Annotated in this window: 18 protein-coding genes and 4 pseudogenes; 17 read left to right on the top strand and 5 right to left on the bottom strand. The window is 44.6% G+C overall.

Annotated elements, in window-relative coordinates; all coding sequences use genetic code 11:
- The first annotated feature begins 11 nt into the window (after positions 1-11).
- The 9 genes from ACE5KN_RS15115 to ACE5KN_RS15075 all read left to right on the top strand — a co-directional run bounded on the left by ACE5KN_RS15115 (position 12) and on the right by ACE5KN_RS15075 (position 13,104).
- Positions 12-3,059 (top strand): alpha-mannosidase, encoded by a 3,048-nt coding sequence (locus tag ACE5KN_RS15115; protein WP_375523960.1) that lies wholly within the window; start codon positions 12-14, stop codon positions 3,057-3,059.
- Between the two features lie 40 nt (positions 3,060-3,099).
- Positions 3,100-4,017: an ABC transporter permease gene (locus ACE5KN_RS15110; protein ID WP_375523959.1), complete on the top strand. Its 918-nt coding sequence runs from the start codon at positions 3,100-3,102 to the stop codon at positions 4,015-4,017.
- Between the two features lie 12 nt (positions 4,018-4,029).
- Positions 4,030-4,926, top strand: a complete 897-nt coding sequence (locus ACE5KN_RS15105) for a carbohydrate ABC transporter permease (RefSeq protein ID WP_375523958.1) — start codon at positions 4,030-4,032, stop codon at positions 4,924-4,926.
- A 72-nt stretch (positions 4,927-4,998) separates the two neighbouring features.
- Complete coding sequence (locus ACE5KN_RS15100; RefSeq protein ID WP_375523957.1) at positions 4,999-6,627, top strand: extracellular solute-binding protein; 1,629 nt, start codon at positions 4,999-5,001, stop codon at positions 6,625-6,627.
- A 31-nt stretch (positions 6,628-6,658) separates the two neighbouring features.
- A complete protein-coding gene (locus ACE5KN_RS15095; protein ID WP_375523956.1) occupies positions 6,659-8,671 on the top strand; it encodes a glutaminase family protein in 2,013 nt (670 codons plus the stop codon).
- A 2-nt stretch (positions 8,672-8,673) separates the two neighbouring features.
- Positions 8,674-10,713, top strand: a complete 2,040-nt coding sequence (locus tag ACE5KN_RS15090; RefSeq protein ID WP_375523955.1) for a GxGYxYP domain-containing protein — start codon at positions 8,674-8,676, stop codon at positions 10,711-10,713.
- A 128-nt stretch (positions 10,714-10,841) separates the two neighbouring features.
- Complete coding sequence (locus ACE5KN_RS15085; RefSeq protein WP_375524024.1) at positions 10,842-10,997, top strand: phosphotransferase; 156 nt, start codon at positions 10,842-10,844, stop codon at positions 10,995-10,997.
- A gap of 153 nt (positions 10,998-11,150) precedes the next feature.
- Positions 11,151-12,650: an alpha/beta hydrolase family protein gene (locus ACE5KN_RS15080; RefSeq protein ID WP_375523954.1), complete on the top strand. Its 1,500-nt coding sequence runs from the start codon at positions 11,151-11,153 to the stop codon at positions 12,648-12,650.
- 85 nt (positions 12,651-12,735) lie between these two features.
- Entirely contained in the window at positions 12,736-13,104 is a 369-nt protein-coding gene (locus ACE5KN_RS15075; protein ID WP_375523953.1) for a glyoxalase superfamily protein, read from the top strand.
- A 177-nt stretch (positions 13,105-13,281) separates the two neighbouring features.
- On the opposite strand, the gene ACE5KN_RS15070 is transcribed toward ACE5KN_RS15075, so the two are convergent.
- Together ACE5KN_RS15070 and ACE5KN_RS15065 are read right to left on the bottom strand one after the other, a co-directional pair.
- On the bottom strand, positions 13,282-14,418 hold the full coding sequence (locus tag ACE5KN_RS15070; protein WP_375523952.1) for an alpha/beta hydrolase: 1,137 nt from the start codon (positions 14,416-14,418) through the stop codon (positions 13,282-13,284).
- Entirely contained in the window at positions 14,405-15,085 is a 681-nt protein-coding gene (locus ACE5KN_RS15065) for a TetR/AcrR family transcriptional regulator (protein WP_375523951.1), read from the bottom strand. The genes ACE5KN_RS15070 and ACE5KN_RS15065 overlap by 14 nt, the downstream gene beginning before the upstream one ends.
- Positions 15,086-15,475: 390 nt before the next feature.
- On the opposite strand from ACE5KN_RS15065, the pseudogene ACE5KN_RS15060 reads away from it, so the two are divergent.
- Positions 15,476-15,991: pseudogene (locus ACE5KN_RS15060) on the top strand (GNAT family N-acetyltransferase).
- 115 nt (positions 15,992-16,106) lie between these two features.
- On the opposite strand, the gene ACE5KN_RS15055 reads toward ACE5KN_RS15060, so the two are convergent.
- Entirely contained in the window at positions 16,107-17,054 is a 948-nt protein-coding gene (locus ACE5KN_RS15055; protein WP_375523950.1) for an NAD(P)-dependent oxidoreductase, read from the bottom strand.
- Between the two features lie 402 nt (positions 17,055-17,456).
- Here ACE5KN_RS15055 and ACE5KN_RS15050 point away from each other — a divergent pair, with 402 nt between their 5' ends.
- Both ACE5KN_RS15050 and ACE5KN_RS15045 read left to right on the top strand, forming a co-directional pair.
- On the top strand, positions 17,457-18,017 hold the full coding sequence (locus tag ACE5KN_RS15050; RefSeq protein ID WP_375523949.1) for a helix-turn-helix domain-containing protein: 561 nt from the start codon (positions 17,457-17,459) through the stop codon (positions 18,015-18,017).
- Positions 18,018-18,348: 331 nt separating this feature from the next.
- The gene (locus ACE5KN_RS15045) at positions 18,349-18,780 is read left to right on the top strand and encodes a universal stress protein (RefSeq protein ID WP_355323555.1); all 432 of its coding nucleotides are present in this window, start codon (positions 18,349-18,351) and stop codon (positions 18,778-18,780) included.
- 190 nt (positions 18,781-18,970) lie between these two features.
- Here ACE5KN_RS15045 and ACE5KN_RS15040 read toward each other — a convergent pair.
- A pseudogene (locus tag ACE5KN_RS15040) lies at positions 18,971-19,133 on the bottom strand (GlsB/YeaQ/YmgE family stress response membrane protein); the annotation flags it as partial.
- A 152-nt stretch (positions 19,134-19,285) separates the two neighbouring features.
- Here ACE5KN_RS15040 and ACE5KN_RS15035 point away from each other — a divergent pair.
- The 5 genes and pseudogenes from ACE5KN_RS15035 (at position 19,286) to ACE5KN_RS15015 (ending at position 23,831) form a co-directional block, all read left to right on the top strand.
- The gene (locus ACE5KN_RS15035) at positions 19,286-19,993 is read left to right on the top strand and encodes a response regulator transcription factor (RefSeq protein ID WP_375523948.1); all 708 of its coding nucleotides are present in this window, start codon (positions 19,286-19,288) and stop codon (positions 19,991-19,993) included.
- 41 nt (positions 19,994-20,034) lie between these two features.
- On the top strand, positions 20,035-21,417 hold the full coding sequence (locus tag ACE5KN_RS15030) for a sensor histidine kinase (protein WP_375523947.1): 1,383 nt from the start codon (positions 20,035-20,037) through the stop codon (positions 21,415-21,417).
- 115 nt (positions 21,418-21,532) lie between these two features.
- A complete protein-coding gene (locus tag ACE5KN_RS15025; RefSeq protein WP_375523946.1) occupies positions 21,533-22,249 on the top strand; it encodes a hypothetical protein in 717 nt (238 codons plus the stop codon).
- 185 nt (positions 22,250-22,434) lie between these two features.
- Positions 22,435-23,129: pseudogene (locus ACE5KN_RS15020) on the top strand (MerR family transcriptional regulator).
- 282 nt (positions 23,130-23,411) lie between these two features.
- Positions 23,412-23,831, top strand: a complete 420-nt coding sequence (locus ACE5KN_RS15015; protein ID WP_375523945.1) for a GNAT family N-acetyltransferase — start codon at positions 23,412-23,414, stop codon at positions 23,829-23,831.
- Between the two features lie 32 nt (positions 23,832-23,863).
- On the opposite strand, the pseudogene ACE5KN_RS15010 reads toward ACE5KN_RS15015, so the two are convergent.
- Positions 23,864-24,057 (bottom strand): annotated as a pseudogene (locus ACE5KN_RS15010) (IS30 family transposase); the annotation flags it as partial.
- Positions 24,058-24,400 lie beyond the last annotated feature (343 nt).

Here is a 24,400-nt window from a genome sequence, read left to right as displayed (position 1 = left end):
TAAAACAATTATTGTCCAAACTCCGTGAAGCCATTTATGAACCGGTTGCCCAGTTGAAGGTGACAGCATGGGTTACACCAGAGCCCGTCTCGTTCGCTGAAAGAATGTCGGGAAAAAAAATCACACTTTCGCCCGGGGAGCGATGGGGCGAGTTATGGGATTGCGCCTGGTTTTGCTTTACGGGTCATATTTCACAATCCACACCGGATACAAAGGTCGTTCTTCTGCTGGATGTCAATGGCGAACTTTGTCTAGTGGATAACGAAGGGACACCCGTTCAAGGTTTAACCACAATCAATTCGGAATTTGATTTCACACTAGGCCTCCCCGGTAAGAGAGTAGTTCAAGTAGACCGTTCTTCGATAAGCAGCGGGGAAATTGAAATATGGGCAGATGCCGGCAATAATGACTTATTTGGCAAGTACTGCGGCGGAACCTTAAAAGAAGCGGTTATCGCGATCTGCCATGAAGACATCCGGGGGCTGTATTACGACATAGAGGTGCTGCTTGAAACGGCCGAGCATCTTCCCACCGGCACTGCGCGCAGAGAAAAGATTCTTCAAGCTCTATATGACGTTTCATTGCAATTGGCGAAATTCACACCTGACCGTATTCATCAGGCTAAGGAATTATTGGAGAGACAATTATCACTTCGTGGTGGGGACCCTGTATTCAGTATAAGCGCCGTTGGCCATGCCCATATGGATTTGGCTTGGTTATGGCCGATTCGCGAAACCATCCGCAAGGGTGCAAGAACTTTTTCGACGGTGCTTCGCATGATGGAACGGTATCCGGATTATGTATTCGGAGCAAGCCAGCCCCAGTTATATGATTGGATGAAGTCGCACTATCCGAAGCTGTATGACCAGATCAAGGAACGGGTGCGGGAAGGACGATGGGAACCGCAAGGAGCCATGTGGGTGGAGTCAGACACCAATGTGCCGGGTGGCGAATCCCTTGTACGCCAGATTTTGTATGGTAAACGTTACTTTCAACAGGAATTCGGACTCGAGATGAGGACACTGTGGATGCCAGACGTATTTGGATACTCCGCAAGCTTACCGCAGCTATTGAGGAAATCCGGTGTGCATTACATGATGACTCAAAAGCTGTCCTGGAGTGAGTATAACCGGCATCCACACCATTCCTTCCTATGGGAGGGTATCGATGGCTCTACAGTTTTAACACATATGCCTCCTGAAGATACTTACAACAGCCCTGCTGCTCCACGCTCGATTATCAAAGCTGAGCGGGAGTACTTAGACAAGAATGTATCCAGCCACGCACTGATGCTGTTTGGTATAGGGGATGGAGGCGGGGGGCCAGGAGAAGAACATTTGGAACGGCTGGCTCGTGAGAAGAACCTGCTTGGGCTGGCTCCGGTTACACAGGAGCCTTCCTGGAAATTCTTCGAGCGGCTGAATGAAGAACGAGATCATTTCCAGACATGGCGTGGCGAGCTTTATCTGGAGAAACATCAAGGAACCTTGACCAGTCAGGCACGAAATAAGCGGTACAACCGGAAGATGGAGAAAGCGCTGCGTGAACTGGAATTTGCCGCTGTGCTTGCTGCCCAGTTAGGAAAGCCATATCCATCCGAGAAACTGGAGACCCTCTGGAAGGAGGTTCTTCTGTACCAGTTCCACGACATCCTTCCAGGGTCTTCAATCAAGCGGGTATACGATGAATCATTAATACGGTATGAGGAATTACTCCAGCAGACAGAAGCCATGATCACCGAAACCCACCGTTATTTAGCAGGGCATATCTCGACGAGTGAGGTGGATGAGAAAGGAATTGTGGTGTTCAATTCACTGCCTTGGGAACGTGAGGAGTGGCTCCAAGTCAATGGGCGATGGCGTATCGTCCAGGTTCCGGCCATGGGATATACCGTCGTATCGGATGCGGCCGACCCTGCAGTCGAAGTTGAAGCAGCGTCCGGCATTGAAATAAACACGGAAACACCGGAGTCCTACGTTCATGCAAGAACGAAGGAACGCAGCCTTGAGAATGACAAATTTATTGTGAAATTTGCCGAGAACGGCGGCATCCTCTCGATCCTGGATAAGGAGGAAGCTCGTGAAGTCATCCGGCAGGGCGGACTGGGTAATGACCTTCGTGTTTATCATGACGACGGGGACGCATGGGATTTCCGTCATGATTATTCGGCAAGCCCCGGCATGCCGTTAATTCTTCAGAATGTCCATGAACTTTTCGATGGTCCAAGAACCAGCCTGGTCTTCGCCTATAGTTACGGAGCATCCACACTAACCCAGACAGTCGTTCTAACAGAGGGGAGCCGGCGTATCGACTTCGAGACCACTGCAGATTGGAGAGAGGAGGGTAAAATGCTGCGCACCTCTTTCCCGGTTGATATCCGTACCGATCAGGTACACTGTGAAATTCAGTTCGGCAGCCTGAGCAGGCCAACCCACCGCAACACCATGTGGGACTTTGCGAAAGATGAGATATGCGCTCACCAATGGGTGGACTTGTCGGAGCCAGATTACGGAGTAGCGCTGCTCAATGATTGCAAATACGGCCACCGGGCGATCCAAAACGTAATAGATCTTCATTTGCTTCGCAGCACCTCTTATCCTGATCCGGCTGCAGATCGAGCCGAGCATAAGTTCACTTACTCGTTATACCCGCATCAAGGGAACCATGTACAGGCAGAAATTTATCGCAGAGGGAATGAGCTGAATATTCCGCTTCGCCCGGTTATCTTGTCACCATCATCAGACCGGCCCAAGGAAAAGCTGCCACATTCGAAAGTGTTCTTCCAGGCGAATCATCCGGGTATTATGGTGGAATCGGTCAAGAAGGCCGAGGACAGCAGCGACATCATTATCCGTCTGTATGAGACATCTGGCACTCAAATCAAAACCAGACTATTTATCGGGTTGAAAGTAAGTGAAGTTTGGATGGTTGATCTCCTGGAAAATGAGATTTCATCGTTAGAGATTCAAGAGCAATTGATTAAAGAACAATCCGAGGTAGATTTATTCTTCAAACCATTTGAAATTATTTCGCTGCGATTGAAAGTACAGCAGGAATAACAGGGGGCAACTCCCCTTTAGCGAAAGGAGAGATGGGAATGTGATTAAGCCCAGCCATCCATTGATGAAGCGGATCTGGAAACATAAGCTCTTTTACTTGTTCATGCTGCCTGGCATCGTCTGGTTCTTTCTATTCTCCTATGTGCCCCTGTATGGCATTCAAGTTGCCTTCAGGGATTACACCTTCATTGGCGGTTTCAGCGGAAGCCCTTGGGCCGGCATGAAGTATTTCCAGCAATTCTTTAACTATTATCAATCGGGTGATATCATCCGCAACACCGTTATCATCAGCCTCATGAAACTGCTTGTCGGCTTTCCAATGCCAATCCTTCTTGCACTTCTCTTGAATGAGGTGCGGCGATTGAAATTCAAGAAAACAGTTCAGACCTTGTCCTATTTACCTTATTTCGTATCCTGGATCGTGGTAGTCACCCTGATGCAGAGACTGCTTACTCCATACGGCGGTCCAGTCAATGATTTATTGGGGTTATTTGGAATGGAGCCCATCCAGTTCCTTAACAATCCGTCCTGGTTCTATCAATTGATCGTAGGATCCGATATTTGGAAAAATATTGGTTGGAACTCCATTATCTATATGGCTGCCATTGCGGGAATTGACCAGCAGCAATATGAAGCAGCCAAGATCGATGGCGCTGGACGTTTTCAACAAATGTGGCACATAACACTACCAGGTATCCGTAATGTAGCCATTATCCTGTTTATTCTGGCCGTGGGCAATTTGATGAGTGCTGGATATGAGCAGCTGCTTCTCCTGAATGGACCTGCGACTGCCAATATGGGCACTGTACTTGATGTGCATGCCATCAATTCCGGTATCCGGGAAGGGCGCCTCAGTTACGCCGCAGCTGTCGGATTATTTCAGAGCATTATTGGTCTGATCCTGGTTCTAACGGTCAATCGGATTGCGCGCAAAGCCAGTGATGTTTCCCTGTTCTAAGGAGGTGACGTTATGGAACGTAAATGGTCTATATTCTCCATTGTCAACTATAGCTTACTTGCTTTGATAGGCTTCTCCATGATCTACCCGTTTATTTATATTTTGGCTTATTCGCTGAATGACGGTAAAGATTCGATGCTGGGCGCCATCTATTTCCTTCCTCGTAAATTCACACTCGATAACTATGCCCAGGTTTTTGACAATCCCCGTATCTGGAAGGCGTACCAAATTACGCTCATGCGCACCGTACTGGGAACATTGCTACATGTGATCCTGTGTACGCTTATGGCTTATGCGCTTTCCAAAAAGACGCTGCCCGGCCGCTCATTTTTCACCTTTTATATTTTCCTGCCTACCATCTTCAATGCCGGTTTCATTCCCTATTTCATTACGCTGCAGAAGCTGCACTTAATCAACAGCTTCTGGGTGTACGTTCTTCCTATGCTGTTTAATTTCATGCACATCGTTATCATCCGTACCTTTCTGCAGGGCATACCCGAGGAGCTCGAGGAATCCGCCCATATTGACGGTTATGGTGATTTTCAAATCTTCATCAAGATTATCCTGCCGCTTTCCGGACCTGTCTTGGCTACCATTTCCCTTTTTATCGGGGTGGCCCATTGGAATGACTGGTTCTCAGGGGCCTATTACGTATCCAATAAAGATTTGATTCCGGTACAAACACTCCTTCAAGAAATGCTGACGGAAGCTGAAACGTTATCCAATTCGATGCAGCGAGCCGCGCAGCAGGGAGGACAGACGGTTGGGGGAACCAGCGGCGCAGGCGCTACGCCAGAATCACTTCGCATGGCGCTGCTTGTTATCACGGTCTTTCCCATTCTGTGTATTTATCCGTTTCTGCAACGATATTTCGTAAAGGGGGTTATGATTGGATCGGTTAAAGGCTAGATCATCCCGACCCGGAATTTATCCAAAGCTTTACGAAAATCATTGATATTCCTATTCCAGGAGGCGATTGGTTTGAAGTGGGTTTGGTCGAAAGGCGTATCCGCATTACTCGTGTCCGTCATGGTTGGAGGTTTGCTGGTCAGCTGTACGAATTCATCAGGAAATGAAGGTAACAGGCTCAAAATCCTGCACAATTGGAATGGCTTGAACGGGTCCGATAAAATAACCCCTGTAGAGGAAGTGATCAAGGAAAAAACCGGCGTTACCCTCGAGTGGGAGTATACCAAGGGCAGCGAAATCGAAAAAGTAAACCAGATTTTCGCCACACAGGATCTTCCGGATATTTATACAGGACCTGCTTGGGGAGGTGAATTGGATGGCATTATTAAGGCAGCCAACGAGGGGCAATTGGTGGATATCTCTGACAAGTTAAAGGATTATCCAAACCTGTCCAAGTCTATTGCACCAGAAAATGTACCCCCGGCATTATATGAAAAGGCGATTGATGCATACGGCGGCAAAAAATATCTGCTTCTGCAAAATCAACCGGCTACAAACGAAGACGGCATGGATTGGCTCTACGGCTTCTATGTCCGCAAAGACATTGCTGAGAAGGTCGGCGTCGATCCGCAATCCGTTGTTACAAAGGACGATTTTTACAACTTCCTCAAGAAGATTAAGGATGCCCATCTGGAGGAGAACGGCCAGCCGGTCTTTCCGCTGGGCGGTTTCAGTAACGGCTGGGCTGTTGGCATCGGCAACACCATGTTTTTCCCGGGCGCAAGCTATGTAGATAAGGGAGACGGCACCGTCGAGCACAGCTTCTTCACGAAGGGTTATGAAGACTATACGCTGTATTATCGCAAGCTGCTTGAAGAAGGACTGATAGATCCTGAAGCCTTCACCCAAACGGACCCGATTGCCAAGGAAAAAATCAATCAAGGCCGCATCGCGATCCTGGCCGCTCACTATCCGGCCATTCTGGATGCAACCAAAGAATATACCCTTTCCCATCCGGGAAGCGAATTTATTCCGATCGGACCGCTGGAGCGGGCGGGCGTTGAGCCTGAACGGCCCGTGGATCTGGGGATTCAAGGCAATAATGTAACCGCTATCACTCAGAACTGTAAAGGCGCTTGTGTAGATGCAGCCCTTAAATTCCTCGATTTCATGGCGTCAGATGAAGGCTTCATGCTGGCCCGGTACGGGGTGCAGGGCGTTCATTGGGAGATGAAGGATGGCAAACCTGTCGCTAAACAGGAATGGTTTGATAAGTTCAGCACGGACACGACCATGAAGCTTCGTAAAAATGAAGGCATAAGCATTGGCTTGGAGTCCCTTACGGGGCTTGATCGCATCAATTCCGGCGCCGGCGGAGACATTTGGGCTGATCCGGAACGGATCGAAGCCATGGAGCAAGCACGAAAAATCCTCCGTCCAAACGGCATCCAGGTGATTACTGCCTATAATCCGGGTGATGTTATTACAAAAGCGCCGGAATGGGAAATGCTGAAGCCGTCAATGGACCGGATGGGAGATGCCTGGAAGGAAGCGGTTTTTGCAAAGTCGGACGAAGCCGCGATGAACATTATCAACGAACTCCGGGAGCAGCTCATTAATACTGGATACGAGAAAGCCATGCAGTTCACGAACGATAATTTGAAAGGAAAAGATATGGTAACCGTTCAGATGCCGAACTGATGACAACATGCTTTTAAGGAGATGAAGTAAAATGACAACAAAGCCATTCAGACCTCCATCCGTTCCTCTTGTAACCGTGGACCCTTATTTTAGCGTTTGGTCTTCTGCAGATCACCTATACGATGATCACACCCGGCATTGGACGAACAAGGTCCACGGCATGGTTGGGCTTGCGATCATTGACGGTCATGCCAGACGTTTTATGGGAAAAACGGCCTCTCAGGATGAATCAGGATTTCCTGAGCCGGAGGCACTTGTTCAAACCGGGCTGACGGTGGATCCCGTAACCACTCAATATACTTTTCAAGGGGAAGGAATTGAACTTCAGGTCCAGTTCACCACACCTTTGCTGCTGGATGATCTTGAATTGTTATCCCGGCCGGTGACCTACGTGACTTTTCAAGCAAAATCTATGGATGGGAAGTCCCATCAACTTAAGATTTATTTTGACGTTACAAGCGAGTGGTGTGTACATTCACAGGATCAGCAAGTGACCTGGAAACAGCACGTGATTGAAGAGCAACTGAATGTCATGTCGGTGGGGACCGTAGAACAGCCGGTATTGCAGCGTGTTGGAGATGATACACGGATCGATTGGGGATATATGGTTCTTGCGGTTCCTCAGTCTCCCCGCAACCGGACGGTTATACATTCCATGGCAAGCCGAGAGCATTATATCCGAACCAGTCAACTGCCAGCAGAGGATGATCCGCACCAGCCGAGGGCTGTCTCCGATAACATGCCTGTAATGGCAGCAGAGATAGACATGGGCATCATCCGAGATGTGCCGGAAACCCGGTTTCTGATGCTTGCGTATGACGATATACATTCGATTGAATATTTTCATAAACCGCTGGATGCCTATTGGAGACGAAATGGGTTAACGTTTCATGAAATGCTGCTATTGGCTGCCGATCAATATGAAGAGATCCTGCAAAGATGCGGGGACTTTAATCGGGAGCTGTTAGCAGAGAGTGAAGCTGCAGGCGGTGAGAAATACCGTGACATCCTGGCCCTTACGTACAGGCAGGCGATTGCTGCACATAAATTGGTTGCTGATGTATCGGGTGACATTTTATTTTTCTCCAAAGAGAACTTCAGTAATGGATGCATCGCAACGGTGGATGTCAGTTATCCGTCGATTCCGTTGTTTCTTAGGTATAATCCGGAACTGATTAAGGGCATGATGCGTCCGATATTTCAGTATGCCAAGAGCCTCAATTGGGCGTTTGAGTTTGCGCCCCACGACGTAGGGACTTATCCGAAAGCCAATGGTCAGGTATATGGAGACAATGCGTTGGAAAATCAAATGCCGATTGAAGAATGTGGAAATATGCTCCTAATGACTGCAGCGGTATGCAAATATGAGGGAAGTGCAGACTTTGCCAGGGAACATTGGGAGCTGCTTACGAAATGGGCGGGGTATCTTCTGCAGAATGGGCTTGATCCAGAGAATCAGCTGTGCACCGATGACTTCGCCGGTCATTTGGCACACAACGCCAATCTGTCCGTTAAGGCGATATTAGGCATTGCCGCTTATGCGTATATGTGTGAAAAGCTTGGTTTACAGGAAGGGGCCTCTTATCTTACGGCAGCTGAAACGATGGCAAAAGAGTGGGTATCCATGGCAGATGCCGGGGATCACTATAAGCTCACTTTCGACAGCGGACCAGAGACCTGGAGCATGAAATACAATTTGGTGTGGGATCGCCTACTTGGCTTCAATCTTTTCCCGGAAGTTGCCGCTAAAGAGCTCAAATATTACAGGAACAAACAAAATCGCTTCGGCCTACCGCTGGATAGCCGTGATACGTATACCAAATCGGATTGGCTGGTATGGTGTGCCTCCATGAGTTCAACCCAAGAAGAGTTTGAAGCCTTGATTACACCTCTATGGGATTTTATGAATCAAACCATCGCTCGTGTGCCGTTAACGGACTGGTATGACACAATCACTACTGAGCAGAAGAATTTTCAGAATCGTTCTGTTGTGGGGGGCTTCTTCATCTATTTACTCATCTCATCTCAATTAAAGGAGAAATGAAAATGATCATTCGTAAGTTAGCCATTTTGTGTATTTCCCTTGTCTGTTCAACGGTGTTATCAGCTGGCGCCTTTGCTGCTGATGATGCTTCTATGGAAGTAAATGCTTTGAAATGGCCTGAATCTCAAGCGCTTCCAACCTTCGGCAAAGCCAAATCTTTGGATGTCGCCAATGTATCCGAGGAGCCGGGGGATATCAAATTACTTTTAACAACACTTGAAGGAATCATAAACAGAGTACAACCACGAGTTTATGTGCAGCAGAATAAAGAGGATCCTTGGCTGAAAGATCTCCAGGTTCCATTCAAACAGCACGATAACGCTATGGATGTTTTCAAGAAATACGCAAAAGAAATTAAAGGCATTATTATTTATGATCCTGATCTGCCGGATTCGATTAATGTAGCAACCACTCTGGCCGGACTAGAAAACGCCGTGGTGGCCAGTCCTGAGCTTGCTGAGCAATTAACAGCGGCACCATATAAGCTGCCGGTCCTGCAAGATCTGCAAGGCAAATTCAAGAGTCGGATGGACGCATACAATTGGCAGTATGAGAATCTTTGGAGCCAAACAACGCAAAGAATGCTGGTCGGGTTAAGCCCAAATACCTCCATTCCGATTCCCCCGGATAATTTTGATTCATTCCAAACGATTGACATGGAGACGGAACAACTGCGCGATGCAAGCAATCGGAAAACATATGAATATGATTTGTCCCCTTACTTGGGCAATGAGGCTGTTTATCTCCGCTTCCAGGATGCCTTTCCTCAGGATGGCTGGGGACCGGCTGTGCATCAAATTACGGTAAAGGCAGACGGTCAGGTCATCGCAGATTTCAAAACAGGTTCCGTTGAGGAAGAGGAGTTTCTCTATGACCGGCAAGGCTCCAAATTTCTACCTGGCAGCGATCACCGCTTCGCCGACAATGGCAATTACTTCGTTTATGAATTTAAACCTTCTGCGGAAACGGAGCAATTAACCGTTTCGATAGAAATGTGGAACCAATTCAAAGTATCTGCAAGCCATATGAAACCTCTATCCTCCGAAGAGAAGGAGCCTTTTGGTTATCTCCGTGATTATGCTGTAGCCAATAAAGCCATGGTTTTCTGGCTGTCCACAAGTGTACCGGAGGAAAAAGAGCTGTTCGAGAAGATTCTGTCGGACGTGCAACCAGGAACCCCTTATCTGGGGTGGTTCGACAATGATGTGGAAGGAGAGGTCGCCGGCGTCGATCTAACGTCCCGTCACAGCGTATATGTGCTGCCATCCGACTGGTTCCATAACATGACCGTATTTGCGGGAACCAAAGTAAAACAAGCACCGACTCCCATTCGATCGAACCTTAAGCTGGAGAATAAAATTTATGTAACCTACACCTTTGGCGAAGGGGATAATTTGCAATACGACCAAAACCATATGCGCTACTTGTGGGATGATCCAAACCGGGGTAAAGTTCCTATTAACTGGACGTCAAGCCCGCTTCTGTATGACGCAGCACCAGCCATTCTCAATTATTACCGTTCAACGGCGACGGACAATGATCTGCTTGTTGCCGGACCATCCGGAGCGGGCTACTTCTACCCGCAAGTCTGGCCTCAAGAGACTTTTGCGGAATTTCTGAAAAAGTCCTATTCCTATCTTAAACATACCGGCATGTCGTACCCTTATGTACTGAACCGTGAATCAGGCAGAGATGTTCCGCTCAGCGAAGCTATAGCAGCAGCGTATGAGAAATATTATAAACTCCAGGGTCTGTTCTTGGCCGGAGAAGAGAAAGACAATATTATCATCCTGAACGGAAGCCTTCCGGTATCCATGATGCGCGGCATCTCAACTGTTCAGGACGGCAAAAATGTATTGGCCGATGCTAAGAAAGACTGGGATGGCGAATCTCCGATATTTATTTCCATTGGGCTCAACGCGTGGGGAATGACGCCATCGGATGTCCTGGCGATAACGGAATCTCTTGGGCCAGAATATGAGGTCGTTAAAGCTGATGAATACTTCTCGCTTGTTCGAAAAGCCTATGGATTAACTAAATAAGATTTGACTTCCCATAATCAAAAATACGAAAAGAGGACGACCGGATTTTTCTGGTTGTCCTTTTTTAAACCAGTCTTCATTTAGTATCAAAACAAGGATTGGACTTGCAAACCGGCTTTGCACAGGATGTGCGAAACGACATGGAAGAAGGGATCAGACTTTTGGAGACCAAGCTTTCCGAATCAGTTCAGACAAGTGTTGTACATGGGGATTTTCATTATGACAATATATTTTGGGATGAGAAGACCGATGGCATTGGGAGTTATACTGCTCTAGTTCATTAAGACAACAGGCAGTTTACAGTAACGTAACTGATACATTTTGGATTCCGAAACCGTCTTTATACTAAAGTAGTGAAAGGAGGGGGGGGCTTAGGCTAGCCTGGCAGGTAAGATTGTAACGAACGAAAATGGAAATTTTTTAAAAGGAGAATGGAGATGAGGTTGTTTGAACTGTTGCTCTTATTGTCAAACATCAGCTTGCTTGCATTAACAGTCGTATTAAAAAAAGGGCGTCGTAGAATTCCAGTATCCGTTGCAAGCGGGTTCGCCACACTTTTACTGGTCATTCATTGGACGGTGGAAGGATACAGAGTTCAGCTATTTTTCCCATATTGCATCACGATCATATTTTTAGCCATTTCAGGTTATAGCTATTTTAATAAAAACGTTCCCCAAAAAATCCCACGATTCATATTGGGTTCAGCTTATACCGCTATAGTAATAATGCTGGTCGTAACAGCGGGTCTCATGTATGCTTTTCCTGTATTTAAACTCCCTGAACCGACTGGCGAATTAAAGGTAGGAACGCAAACTTTTCATTTCGTGGATACGAATAGGGAAGAGATTTTCGATGAAGCCCGAGATGGCAAGAGAGAATTGATGGTTCAGGTATGGTATCCGGCTCAAGCTGGCATCGGTAAGTCCGCTCCCTTAGTGCCCGATCCCCGGATTTTACGTTATATGGCCGCGGACTATGGCCTTCCCGCGTTTACTTTTCAACACCTGAAGTACGTATCCAGTCATGCTTATTCAGGGGCCGAAGTCTCTTCGGCACAGACTTCATACCCGCTGATCCTTGCGAATCCCGGCAACGGCTCTTCGAGGTTCCTCCACACGTCGCAAGCCGAAAACCTCGCGAGTCACGGATATATCGCGGCCGTGATCGACCACACCTACAATACATTTGCAACTGAGTTTCCGGACGGGCGAATCACGGCCGGCACAACGAACAACTTATTCTCGCCCGACCAGGATTACCGGACGAGTAGAGGAATTCGCGACAAGTTGGGAAAAGTTCTAACCGACGATGTGACGTTCGTGCTGGACCAATTCGAGCTCATCCAATCGGGACAGATTCCAAGTCATCTCAAAGGGAGGGTGGATCTCGGTCATGTCGGGGTGTTCGGCCATTCCATCGGCGGAGCGACGGCCTATGACGCTTCTTACGATCCGCGCATCGCGGTTGGAGTCGACCTTGATGGAGGGCTTTATCGACTGCGTGACCAAGAGGGTCTGCGAAAGCCGTTTTTGTTCATCCACTCGGAAAGCTATTTCGAAACATTAAAAATGGTGATGGATAACCGGGTATACACGGGTGCAGAACTTAACCGTATGGGCTCAACAAGAGAGTGGGAGGATCAAGTAACGGAAGATAAAAAGTTGGAGCTTGAACGGATGCGCGAAACGGTTGACGCTGGGGGACAAGTCCTCTATATCGAAAATACGGAGCATTTGAATTTTGCCGACGTACAGTTCATTTCTCCGGTTTTCAACATGCTGGACATTACGGGAAAAATTGCCCCCGAAAGAGCGAACTCCGTTATCAATGCCTATATGCTGGATTTCTTCGATATGTATCTGAAAAATCAAGGCGGAATCTTAATGAAAGGAGCGGATATCCGCTTTCCGGAGGTGAAGTTCGTAACCTCGCTATAAATTACGGATCAGGCTCGCTAACTGGCAGGATAATACAATTCGGTAATTGAATATAATTACAATACCTGATACGAGGAGGGTTAATATGCAAACAGTGATTCCTGCATTTCGTATAACTGACTATGAAAAAAGTAAGGCCTTCTATGTGGAGGGAATGGGTTTTCAAATCGACTGGGAACATCGATTTGAACCACATTTTCCCGTTTTTGTTCAGATCACCAAGGATGAGATGACCATTTATTTGACTGAACATACTGGGGACTGCCAAGTTGGTGGATTAGTTCATTTTTTTGTTCCAAATGTTGATAGCTGGTACAACGAATTAAAGAGCAATAAGAATATCCATATTATTGAGCCTCCAAATGAGGATCTTGAAGGGCTTCGCATGATGAAAGTCGTAGATCCGGATGGTAATCAATTACGTATCTGCACTCGTTTAGACAATTCTGATTGAACTATTGGGAGTTGAATGTGCAGCGCGGCAGCCGGCCACGGTGAAAACACCGCTCATCTCAAATAGAAAACAATGCCTGAAATATGAGAGAGCCGATAACCGCGTAATAGGGTTATCGGCTCTGTGTCTGTACGGCTAGCTCTTTGACATGCGTTTATCAGCAACCTCCCGGTTATGTCACTTGTTGCTGGTCTTCTTGATCAAGTCCACGCCATCGTATGCCAGACTTTCCACACTTACAGCCTTCTGCAGTAAGTAATGATCAAAAAAGTTCTTCGTATAGTCGGTAACAAGATTTCGCATCTCCATAGCATCCCGTTCGCCTCTGATTTCCTCCTTAACACTGGTAAACACGATATCGCAGTAATCTAAATGCGCAACACGATCAACAGAGAAATAATAGGTTTCCATGCTATTGTTAGCGCCAATTATCGCATTCATGTTATAGTTAGGTTCACAAAACAGTAGCAAGAAGGGTTTCTTAAGGTCGCTGTCGAGAAGGCCGAACGCACCGCTATCCAAGCCAATCCCGCAGGCGAACCGGTCGTCGTCCCGGCAAACAATCGCCGTCGTAGGCCCTCCATAAGAATGTCCGACTATGCCCATGCCGATGTCAAGCAACAATCTGCCCTTAAAGATGGAATTCAGCTCTCCAGAGTCCAGTTTGTAAAGATAATCGGCTACATACCTTACATCTTCTGCCTGTAATTCGCTATACTCCGTTAACTTGGAAAGTATCGGAAGTGTAAGCACGTTCTGGCACATCTCAATGGCAGTTTCATCATCAGGCCGCATCTCCATCTTACCAGCCAACGCCACCATCTCCGGATCTTCAGAAAACGCCATAATGACATCCGAAAAATCCTTTGATACATTAAACAGGCGCCCATCTTTACGCTTATACATCGTGCTATTCTGATGGCCGATGCTTACCACAATATATCCCATGCTTGCCAAGTCTGTACAGATCACTGTGCCCCATTCTGGAGAACCGCCCCCGCCGCAAACATAGAATAACACCGGATAGCGCTTTTCCTTCCTGGAGAGAGCAAGGTCGTCGTAACACTGGGTCTTGATATCTATAGAGTAAGCATCCTTCAACGCAGCGAGAAGTGGCTGCTCATTCAACATCTCGTATACTTCAGGAAACATGTACGTTGATGTAGTCTTACCTTCGTTACTGTCGGACGGATAGTACACAAACGCCGTCAGTTCTCTCTTTGAGTGATCTGATGCCGTGTACTCAAAATCCATCTGGGTTCGACCGACAGTATAGCCGCCAATTGGTTCTGGAAATGCGTCATAAGTTTTCATTTTCTTGTTCCCCCTTGGCTTTCTTGAGATCGCTAACAATTTCAGAATATTTATGATCTTCAAGCAGCCCATGACCCATAAAGTCAGCAAAATACTTGCTAATCTTATGCTGCAGCTTAGAGTCCTTAATATCGAATTCCCTAAAAAACATGACTAAATTAAACTGCATTGACTCAAACATAAAAGAAATCAGGTCGTCGTCAATATCAGGTCGGAGATATCCATCAACCCTCATTCGGCGTAAAATGTCCTTGATTAAGGGGAATGACTCGCCCTTTAGCACATTCAGATATACTTTAAGCAAAACATTCTCAGGAATGTATAAAAATGTTTCAATGAGTTTGATCTCCAACTCATTCAGTGGCTCAGTCACAGTGCCATTAACGTTACCCAATAAGCCAGTAAGGAAAAACTGGAAAAGAGAATCTTCATTACTGTTATTAAAATACGCAGCTCTTTTCTCGGTCACATTACGTATTAAGAGACAATAAAGGTCATCTTTGTCTTCAAAATACCGATAAAATGTTCCGGGGTGCATGGACAAACGATCCAAAACCATCTTCATAGTTATATCCTCGTAAAGATGATCAACAAAAAGATGCATAGCGCTATTCGATATTTCCTCGCGCCTTGCTTCATCTAAACGAAAGAAAGTATTTTTTGGCATAGATTACTCCTTAAAGTTGGGGTGTGAATTGATTATCACTATACCGGTAATACATTCACGTGTCAAGTAGTATGGAAATATTAAGGGATAGGAAAATGTTTCTATAGGTTTATAAAATTTAGATTTACAAAAAGATAGTCTAACTACTTTGGGTTGTGAAAAGATTTTTGCAGATAAAATTAGTGGTGTGAAGAAGAAAAGAGAAATTAACAAAGGGTAACATGAAGAAATAACTATGCTGTTCCCTCACACCGAAGATAAGAGAGTGATTGATATGGACTATATTAATCGTTGGGGACTATTGAACTCCTTAATTAGCATTATTAATGAAACCTCAGATAATGATACCAATTAATTGGGGGATGGAGCTGATAGAAAGGTGGGAGATTTTTGATAGAAACAAAACGTCTTATAATTAGAGAAATGGTGCAGTCCGATTATGATGCATTGTGCGGAAGATTGTGTGATGAGGAAGTAATGCGTGCTGCTTATGAAAGTGCATTCAACTTAGAAGAAGCACAAAATTGGCTTAACAGACATCTCAAAAGATATGAAGAGTATGGTTTTGGACTTTAGGCTGTTGTATTAAAAGAAACAAACGAAATGATTGGTCAATGTGGATTGACAATGCAAGGCTGGAGAGAAAAAGAAATTTTGGAAATAGGATTTTTGTTTCAAAAAGCGTATTGGCACAAAGGTTACGCAACAGAAGCGGCAATTGCTTGCAAGGAATACGCTTTCTCAGTTCTTAATGCAAATAGGGTTTATTCTATTATTAGGGACACAAATATAGCCTCTCAAAAAGTTGCTGTTCGAAACGGTATGAATATTATTGATAAAGATACTAAGAATTTTAGGAATATAGATATGGAATTTTTTTTGTATTCTGTAGAGCGAACAAAATGAGCATAATACAAGTAATCTTCTTGCTGTAAAAAAATAGACAGGGGATACAACATGCAAAAGAAACACGAGTTTTTACTCGAACTGCGTCCGATAGCTCATTTTTATTGCACCAAAACTATAATATCTGATTGAGCTTGCTTTCAGGCTCTTCACCATTTTCTACACGTTTTATATTCTTTATAAAGAAATCATATCTTTTTTTATGAAATTTCCGACCATCAGGCATTCCTGCTGTATGGGGGGTAAGTATCACATTACCCAGATTCCGGAGCTCACTGTCCATAGGAAGCGGTTCAGATTCAAACACATCCAGACATGCGCCTGAAATATCCCCGTTTTTTAATGCATCAATCAAGTCTCTTTCGTTGACAATCCCGCCGCGGGCTGTATTGATAAAAAGTGTGGTATTCTTCATTTTCTTGAATACCGCTTTGTTGATCAGTTGTTTGGTTTGCTGATTCAAAGGAATATGTACACTGACTATGTCCGATGTGCTTACAAGAGTATCGAAATCCGTCATTTTCACAAAACCATCCGATTGTACATTGGCATTTCTCGCATAAGCCAGCACATTCATATCAAAAACCCTGCAAAACGCAGCTACCTTTTTTCCGATAGCGCCCAAACCGATAATCCCAATCGTTTTGCCCTTTAATTCACTCCCTGTATAGTCCAATTGATTTTCATCCATCTTGTTTTTCATGAAAGTATCAAGAAACGATATGTTTTTATAAAAAGACAATATCAGTGCCATTACGTGCTCGGCCACTGCCTGTGCATTCACCCCTGCAGCATTAGCGACCCAAATGCCGAGCTGTGTACAGGCAGGAATATCTACATTATCAAATCCTGCACCCGTCTGTACCAATTTTAATTTTTTTGCTACAGAAAGCAGGCTGTGATCCACTTTAATATGTTCAGGGATGATTACCTGGCAATCTTCAATATGATGCAGCATTTCTTTTCCGGGCGGGACAACTACAACGTTCCAGTCTTGCGGAAAATACCTTACAATATTTGATTTTGAGGTCTCGCTAAAATAGCCAACGATGAGAATCTTCATTGCTAAACCACCTTTCATCACTTTATACCATTCTTCGAATAAAACTCGCTAGATGCTCGTCATTTTATCCTTTTAAAGAAGCAGTAATTATTGCCTTATTATAAACTTCATCGGTAGTACAACCTCTTGAATGGTCATTGATCAGGACGAGAACTCTCCAGTGAAAAAGGATTTGATCCCTCGTCTCTATAAAAATAATTTTAAAGTATAATGTTGTAAATCTCAAATATTTGTGAAGTATACAGGAAGCTTTTGAAAGTATTGAGCGGCGCGAGATGGATGTGGCGTTTGTGGTGCAAGAATTCGTGTAGCCTAGTGACGGAACAAATACTAATCGTATGGAAAAGAATTCAGATAAACAATATACTAGCTATAACAGTTTATTGTTGGGGTGAATATTAAATGGATGAAGTCAATGATTCAAAACAAATTGTATTACAATTGGGCGGTGCCTTGAAAAAGTACAGAAAAGAAAAAAATATGAGCTTAGATGACTTAGCGGAATTAACGGGCGTAAGCAAACTTACTCTGGGGAATATCGAACGTGGCGAGACCAATCCAACTTTGGCGATTATATGGAAAATATCAAAAGGCATTTCTTTACCGCTATTGGCTTTGTTCAAATCAGAAGACCCTGTTAGTTTGTATCGAGCAGGCGAAGGACTGCGATTTTCTAATGATCAAAAAAATTGGATCATTGAACCAGTCTTTAAAAGCAACGGTATTGAAATGTGTCGGGCTTACTTACAGCCGAATAGCTCGTATCACCCTGAAGGTCATCATGTGAATACAACTGAAATTGCAACAGTAATGACTGGTTCCATTGAAATTCAAGTCAACGAAGAGATTTACACATTGAATCAATATGATACGATCAGTTTTCGTGCAGATTGTCCTCACTCTTATACCAATCCTACGAATAGCGAAACAGTGCTCCATATCTCCTTAAAGTATGGTTTCTAAAAATCAAAATTCTACTTATCATTCAACTCCGAATTCCATGATGGGAATTCAGAGTTGTATTTTTGTTTTAAACGTTTTTAATTATATTATAGAATGTTTATTGTAAAAAATAATATATTATAATATACTTTCCTTGCCCACGCGGATGTTACTGCCTCTTTTTTTCAATCAGCAGGAAACAAACAAATACGTATGAATTCAGAAAGGAGAATTGAAGAATACCGAACAGACAAAATAAAAAAAGCCGTACCATTTGCTTTTGACGGGAACGCTCGGACTTCTTTACGGAAGTTCCAATATCATTACGAGCTGCACGGAAAGGACGATAAAAATGTTTGAGAACATTATGGTGGCCATTGATCAAGATGAAATAACGAACAAAATCCTCGATGCAACCGTTGAAATAGCCCGAAACAAACCAGCTCAAGTTACCTTGATTAATGTCAGCCAGGAATATGTATCGAATGGCATGACATATGTACCAGAGAATTTCTTGGAAGAAATATTGAACGAAATGGAGAAAGCGAGTTTGGAACAATTACAACAAGCCAAATCCAAATTAGAATCTGCGGGGATTAACCCGAAAACAGTTCACCTTAAGGGAAACCCTGCACATGAAATATTAAAATATGCAAGGGATACTGAGCAGCAACTCATCATTATTGGAAGCCGTGGGCTAAGCGGCATAAAAGAAATAATGCTTGGAAGTGTCAGCCACAAGGTTTCACAGCTATCAATTTGCCCAGTTCTAATTGTACATTAACTCCTCTATACTGCAGAGATGATGCATTGTTATACTGGCGGGTGAGTGTTTATAGTATGAATCATACAGCGGCATTCCAGGATATTTGTGTCCTGCTATGCCGCTGTTTCTATATCTCTTAGTTGCTCAAATGCTGACGCTAAAGATGACGGGAGAGAGGACCTGTCACTACACGGTGCTCCACAACGATCACCACCGGCCTCCTTGGTCCCAGCAATTCCGTTCCTAACCAGGAACCGATAAAACCCGCAATAATGTTCCCAAGTACACCACTCGGTACGTCCCGCCCTATCCAGGTTGCCGCTTAACCAGCCAATAAGTCCAACAACAATGTGTACCACGAGCAGATCCATGGATTGTTCTCCATTCTTCAGGTTTATTATAAGTTATGTTGGGCTCAGTAAAATACCACATCTTCCAGTTGGTGGAGGAATCTAAAGTGTCTGTGCTAAGATGAGGGTAAATTATGATTCATGCTGGGGACCAAGGCTAGAAGGGGTGCACATTGAAGAAAATACTTGTCATTGACGATGAAGTCGCAATCAGAGATTTAATTGAGCTCGTACTTAGAAGAGAAAACTACGTCGTTCAAACGGCTGAAAACGGTGAAATAGCCCTGAAGCTGCTGGATGCTTTTGGGCCGGACCTTGTGGTGCTTGACTTGATGCTGCCTGACTGCTCCGGATATGACCTGTGCAAGCAAATCACCGGGAAACGTTCCGTTCCTGTGATCATGCTCTCTGCCAAAAATGAGGTAATCGACAAGGTGTTGGGACTGGAGCTAGGGGCGGAAGATTACATGACCAAACCCTTTGACAATCGTGAATTGCTCGCTCGGATCAAGGTGATTCTGAGAAGAAACGAGAGCAAGGAGGAATCAAGTGAAGGAACAGAAGTGAAATCTACACGCATCATTCATGAAGAGCTGACATTTGATCTGGAAAGCCGAAGGGTGCTGAAAAACGGTGTACCCGTGTCTTTAACGGCCAAAGAGTTCAAAATTCTGGAAACGTTACTCAAAAGGCCAGACAAAATCTTTACCCGGGATGAGCTGCTGCAGATCGGATGGGGATATGACTTTATGGGAGACAGTCGCAGTGTGGATATGACCATCATGCGATTACGGAAGAAGCTGGAGGATAACGCGGACGAACCGAAGTATGTCAGGACGATCTATGGATTTGGCTATCAACTTGGAGGTGGCGAGGCCTGAAGTATGCAACCCGGTTACTGCTGAATTATTTATTTTTCTCCGTGCTGTCCTTTGGCATCATCATTTTCGCGGTGAATAAAGCCATCGATTACTACAGCTTCATTACCATTGAAAAACAGATGATGGAGAAGGCGGATCTGTCCGAGTTGTCCTTCCGTGAGGTGTTGGCACAGCATAGATCATCGACAGGAGAGCCGCAGACCAAAGAAATCGTCAGACTTGCTCTGGAGAAGCTGAAAGCTTCAGGCAAGGAAGTACGTATCTATGATAGCTCCAAGCAGTTGCTGGGCTTGGCTGTGGATGGCATCATCATTAATGATGGCAAACCTCTTATTTTTGAAAAGAATATTGAGAAAGCCCTGAGCGGCAGTTATGCCTACACCGTAACGAAAGATCATCTGCTTTATTTTGCCACTCCCATTCAGAATCAATTTTATGAAAACGCTTATGTGTATGAGTTCGTGGAGGACATTTCGTACTTTTATGCAATTATGGATCAAATCCGCTATATCCTGTTTGCGGGTGCAGGCGGATTTATTGTACTGATTACGTTATCCAGTCTGTGGATTGCCCGCAGCACAACCAAGCCGATTAAGCTGTTGCTTGGCGCTGCGCAAAGTTTCTCCAGACAGGAGTTTCGGAGAGTTCATCTAAATCGGAAGGATGAGCTGGGCATGCTGGCAGATGGGCTGGATTCCATGGGGCGACAGCTTCATGATTACATTCAGTACCAGAAACAATTTGTCTCCAACGTATCTCACGAGTTAAAAACACCCTTGGCAGCCATTCGTGGTTTCTCTCAATACTTGGTTGAAGGGGAAAATGAGAACGAGGAGCTGCAAAAAATCTATGCTCATCTGCTGCAGGAATCGGATCGGCTAACACGCTTGATTAATGAACTGTTGCTGCTATCCCGCTTCGACAAGGCTGGTTCTAACGAACTGGAAGTCGAGAAGACGGAAATGAACGAACTGATTCAGCAAGTCGCAACGAGTATGGGTGCCAAGGCCAAAGATAAAGGAATCGAGATTATGTTCAGGGAGGCGGAAGCGGAACCGGAGGATAAGCTTCTGAACAAAGTCCACGCCAACGTGAACCCCATGCTGATGTCTCATGCGATCGCCAATCTTGTGGACAATGCCATCAAATATTCAGGCAGTCCATCGCTAATCGAATTGAAGTTGGAACATACGCCAAACGAGGTAGTTATACGGATACGTGATCAAGGTATCGGTATCGCGGGCGATGAGCTGGAGAGAGTGGAGGAACGCTTTTACCGGGCGAAAAATGCAAGCACAGCGAACGGTTCAGGTCTTGGACTTTCTATTTGCAAAGAGATTGTAGAGCGGTTTAATGGATATATCGACTTGGAAAGTCAAATCGGAGAAGGAACGACCGTTACGATTGTGTTACCCCGTGCGTAAACAGGCGCGTAAATAGTTACGTTACAAGATTGATACAATTCTGCTATGAGACTAACAAATGCTTTTTTTATAATCACTTCATAAGAAGAAATCACACATTTATGGAGGGATCATGATGAAATGGATAAACAAAGCTACAGCTGTTATCCTGCTGAGTACTTTACTAACGATGGCACTGACGGGCTGTCAGTCCAATGGTGCCAAGTCGCCAGAAGCGGCGCAGAACTCGGCTGAAAAAAACACGTCGAACGAACAGGCCAAAGGCGAAGGAGCCTCAAATTCTACTGCGCCTGCTTCAGAAAATTCGGAAGGACAGAGTGCTGAAGCTATTAAGGAAGGTTCGATGGAGAAGGAAGGCAATGTGGTGCTGAAGGAGCTTGCTTTTGTCTATAATGAGCACACCATTGCGATTTCGGATACAGCGAATGAAGATCAGATGCAACAGATGCTGGGCAAACCGGATAACCTGAAATCTCATACGTACAGTGCCGGCGATGGAACAAACATGGATACGTTAATCGGTTTTACAGAAAAGGTTTATACGTATCCTGGTCTGGAGATTAAAACAATCAGTATACCGGAGGGCAAACAAGACTCCATCTTTCATATCGAAATTACAGATCCTAAGTACGCGACAGTGCGAAACATTAAAGCAGGAGATAGCCTGGATACACTCAAAAACGCCTACCCTGAGGGCAAACTGCTTGGTGATGGAGCTCCTAATGAGGAGGATGACTTCCGTTACGAGCCATCCAATTATGTGGATGTGATGTCGTTTCATATCAAGGACGCCAAGGTGGAGAGCATTCAGATCTACAGTCTTCTGGACTAATATTTAGTGATCGATGCTGAGCCATTCATCTTTAATACCTGCCCGGGAGAAGGGCAGGTATTTTCTCGTTTATAAACTCAAAAAAACGGAAACTACTAAATTTAGATCCCATGTATTAAAAAATACTCTTGCACCTCCAGTGACGTGAGATTTTATAATTAATCTAAATTACAAAGGAGGTATTTATGAATAACAATAACAAGTACGCTATTGGGGAATTCTCGGAAAAGACGGGGCTTTCTATTCGGAGCTTGCATTATTATGATGAGATCGGTGTTTTAAAACCTGAACGGGATACGAGCTCGGGCCATCCTATCTACTCATATCAAGATCTTATAACCCTGCAAAAAATTATGAATTTAAAGTTCTTAGGGTATAGCTTGGAAGAGATTACACGCATGCTCCATGAACCAAGCTTCAACAGTGATTTAACTGAAACACTGAGCCTGCACGTGAATCAATTAGAAAAAAATAAGACGAATATCGAAAAATCAATATCGGCCATTCAAAAAGTGATGAAGTTAATAGAAGAAGAAGGAGAAGTGGATAGTTCCTATTTTGTTCAATCTAGTCCAGTATATGCAAACGGAGCCCGCTCAAAAAGAGTGGATGGAAAAAAATCAGCTTTCCGATTGGGTAGACTATCTGTCTCACAAATCAGAAGATGAAAGAAATGCCCTGTATTTATCAACAGTACAAGTGTACAAGGAAATAAAACAACTATACAGTACACCTATTGAGAAACCAGAGGTTCAAGCATTAGTGCAAAAATATCTGGAAGTATCCTTCTCCATTTACAGAGGAAGAAGAAGAATGGCTGAATCAAGCATTAATCTATTATATGAAACAATTAAATGGCGATTGGAGAAGCAGACTCTAATAAAAATATACTTGTAAATTGTTCTATATTATAATTTACTTATAGAGGAGCAAGAAAGTGATTTCAAGAAAATTAGCTTTATGCATGGTGCTTATACTAAGTTTGCAACTGGCCTTAATTAGTCCATTTATAAGCCTGGCAGAAGGCACTGCATCAAATGAACAAGTAGTACAAGAACCTAGGAATTATCACTGGCTGGCCATGCACAGGCAAAACGAATTGTAGAAGCTGCCTCAAAATAAGCTGCATCTACATATGGAGAAGAATAGGGGGATTGATCTGATGTTCATCAGAGAAGCGAGTATTGCAGACTATCCGCAATTGAGACAAATCTATCTGGAGTCCCGTCGGGAGAGCTTTCACTGGGTTAATGCCGATGAGATGTCTCTTGAAGATTTTGACCGGGATACATCGGAAGAACAAATTCTTTTGGCAGAAGAGAACGACCAAGTCCTTGGGTTCGCCTCCCTATATGTACCTAATCGCTTTATTCACAATTTGTTTGTACATCCGGCTGCTGCAGGTAGAGGCGTTGGCGATCTATTACTCAAAAGCGCTGTGGCAGAATTGGGCACACCCGTCACGTTAAAATGTGTCTCCGAAAATCATAAAGCGTTGAGTTTCTATAAGAAGCGGGGCTGGAGAGCTGTTGTCGAAGAAGGAGAGCCTGGGGCAAAATATTGGGTTCTTGTTTACGAATGAATAATAATGAATAGTGAATAGTGCACTATTTATGAAGTCGATTGTACTTCGGACCATTTACCAGGTGAGATAGAAGCTTTACGACGCTCCTCATGAGCGCTCTGAGCCTGCTCTGTGTGATAGGGTTGCGATGAAACGCTGCGCTCCAAATCGTCGAAGGGTGTCTTCCTAATTCTTTTGCGATAGCTCTTGAACTTTGACCTTGCCGATGTGGGCCCTTTTTTATTTATTCCAGAAGGTGTCGCACTTCATATTACAATCCGTCAGATAACAGGAAACTATAACTTAGAAAGCAACCGACCCAATGGATCGGTTGCTTTTGTTCAGCTTATGGTCAGGTTGACGCAGTCATGCCTAGATGTCCTGATGAAGGTTAGAATATTAACAAATACCACATAGCGTTTAATCAGGAGGTAGCACATATGATAATTTACAGAAAACCAAGATTAGAAGAATTGAAAGTAGTAGCCCGACTGAATGCTGCTGATGAATATAAAACCTAGCCAAGGACAAGAACTTGTACCGATTGCCGAAATGGACAAGAACATGTTCCTATTTCCGATTAGATA

The sequence above is a fragment of the Paenibacillus terreus genome (assembly GCF_042138595.1).
Classification (GTDB): Bacteria; Bacillota; Bacilli; order Paenibacillales; family Paenibacillaceae; genus Paenibacillus; species Paenibacillus terreus.
This window is presented reverse-complemented; position numbering and strand designations above follow the sequence as displayed.

Excerpts from the sequence above, each read along its gene's own strand:
- ACE5KN_RS15105 (WP_375523958.1), top strand. The coding sequence starts at position 4,030 with ATGGAACGTAAATGGTCTATATTCTCCATTGTCAACTATAGCTTACTT.
- ACE5KN_RS15095 (WP_375523956.1), top strand. The coding sequence starts at position 6,659 with ATGACAACAAAGCCATTCAGACCTCCATCCGTTCCTCTTGTAACCGTG.
- ACE5KN_RS15090 (WP_375523955.1), top strand. The coding sequence starts at position 8,674 with ATGATCATTCGTAAGTTAGCCATTTTGTGTATTTCCCTTGTCTGTTCA.
- ACE5KN_RS15080 (WP_375523954.1), top strand. The coding sequence starts at position 11,151 with ATGAGGTTGTTTGAACTGTTGCTCTTATTGTCAAACATCAGCTTGCTT.
- ACE5KN_RS15075 (WP_375523953.1), top strand. The coding sequence starts at position 12,736 with ATGCAAACAGTGATTCCTGCATTTCGTATAACTGACTATGAAAAAAGT.
- ACE5KN_RS15070 (WP_375523952.1), bottom strand. The coding sequence starts at position 14,418 with ATGAAAACTTATGACGCATTTCCAGAACCAATTGGCGGCTATACTGTC.
- ACE5KN_RS15065 (WP_375523951.1), bottom strand. The coding sequence starts at position 15,085 with ATGCCAAAAAATACTTTCTTTCGTTTAGATGAAGCAAGGCGCGAGGAA.
- ACE5KN_RS15055 (WP_375523950.1), bottom strand. The coding sequence starts at position 17,054 with ATGAAGATTCTCATCGTTGGCTATTTTAGCGAGACCTCAAAATCAAAT.
- ACE5KN_RS15050 (WP_375523949.1), top strand. The coding sequence starts at position 17,457 with ATGGATGAAGTCAATGATTCAAAACAAATTGTATTACAATTGGGCGGT.
- ACE5KN_RS15045 (WP_355323555.1), top strand. The coding sequence starts at position 18,349 with ATGTTTGAGAACATTATGGTGGCCATTGATCAAGATGAAATAACGAAC.
- ACE5KN_RS15025 (WP_375523946.1), top strand. The coding sequence starts at position 21,533 with ATGAAATGGATAAACAAAGCTACAGCTGTTATCCTGCTGAGTACTTTA.
- ACE5KN_RS15015 (WP_375523945.1), top strand. The coding sequence starts at position 23,412 with ATGTTCATCAGAGAAGCGAGTATTGCAGACTATCCGCAATTGAGACAA.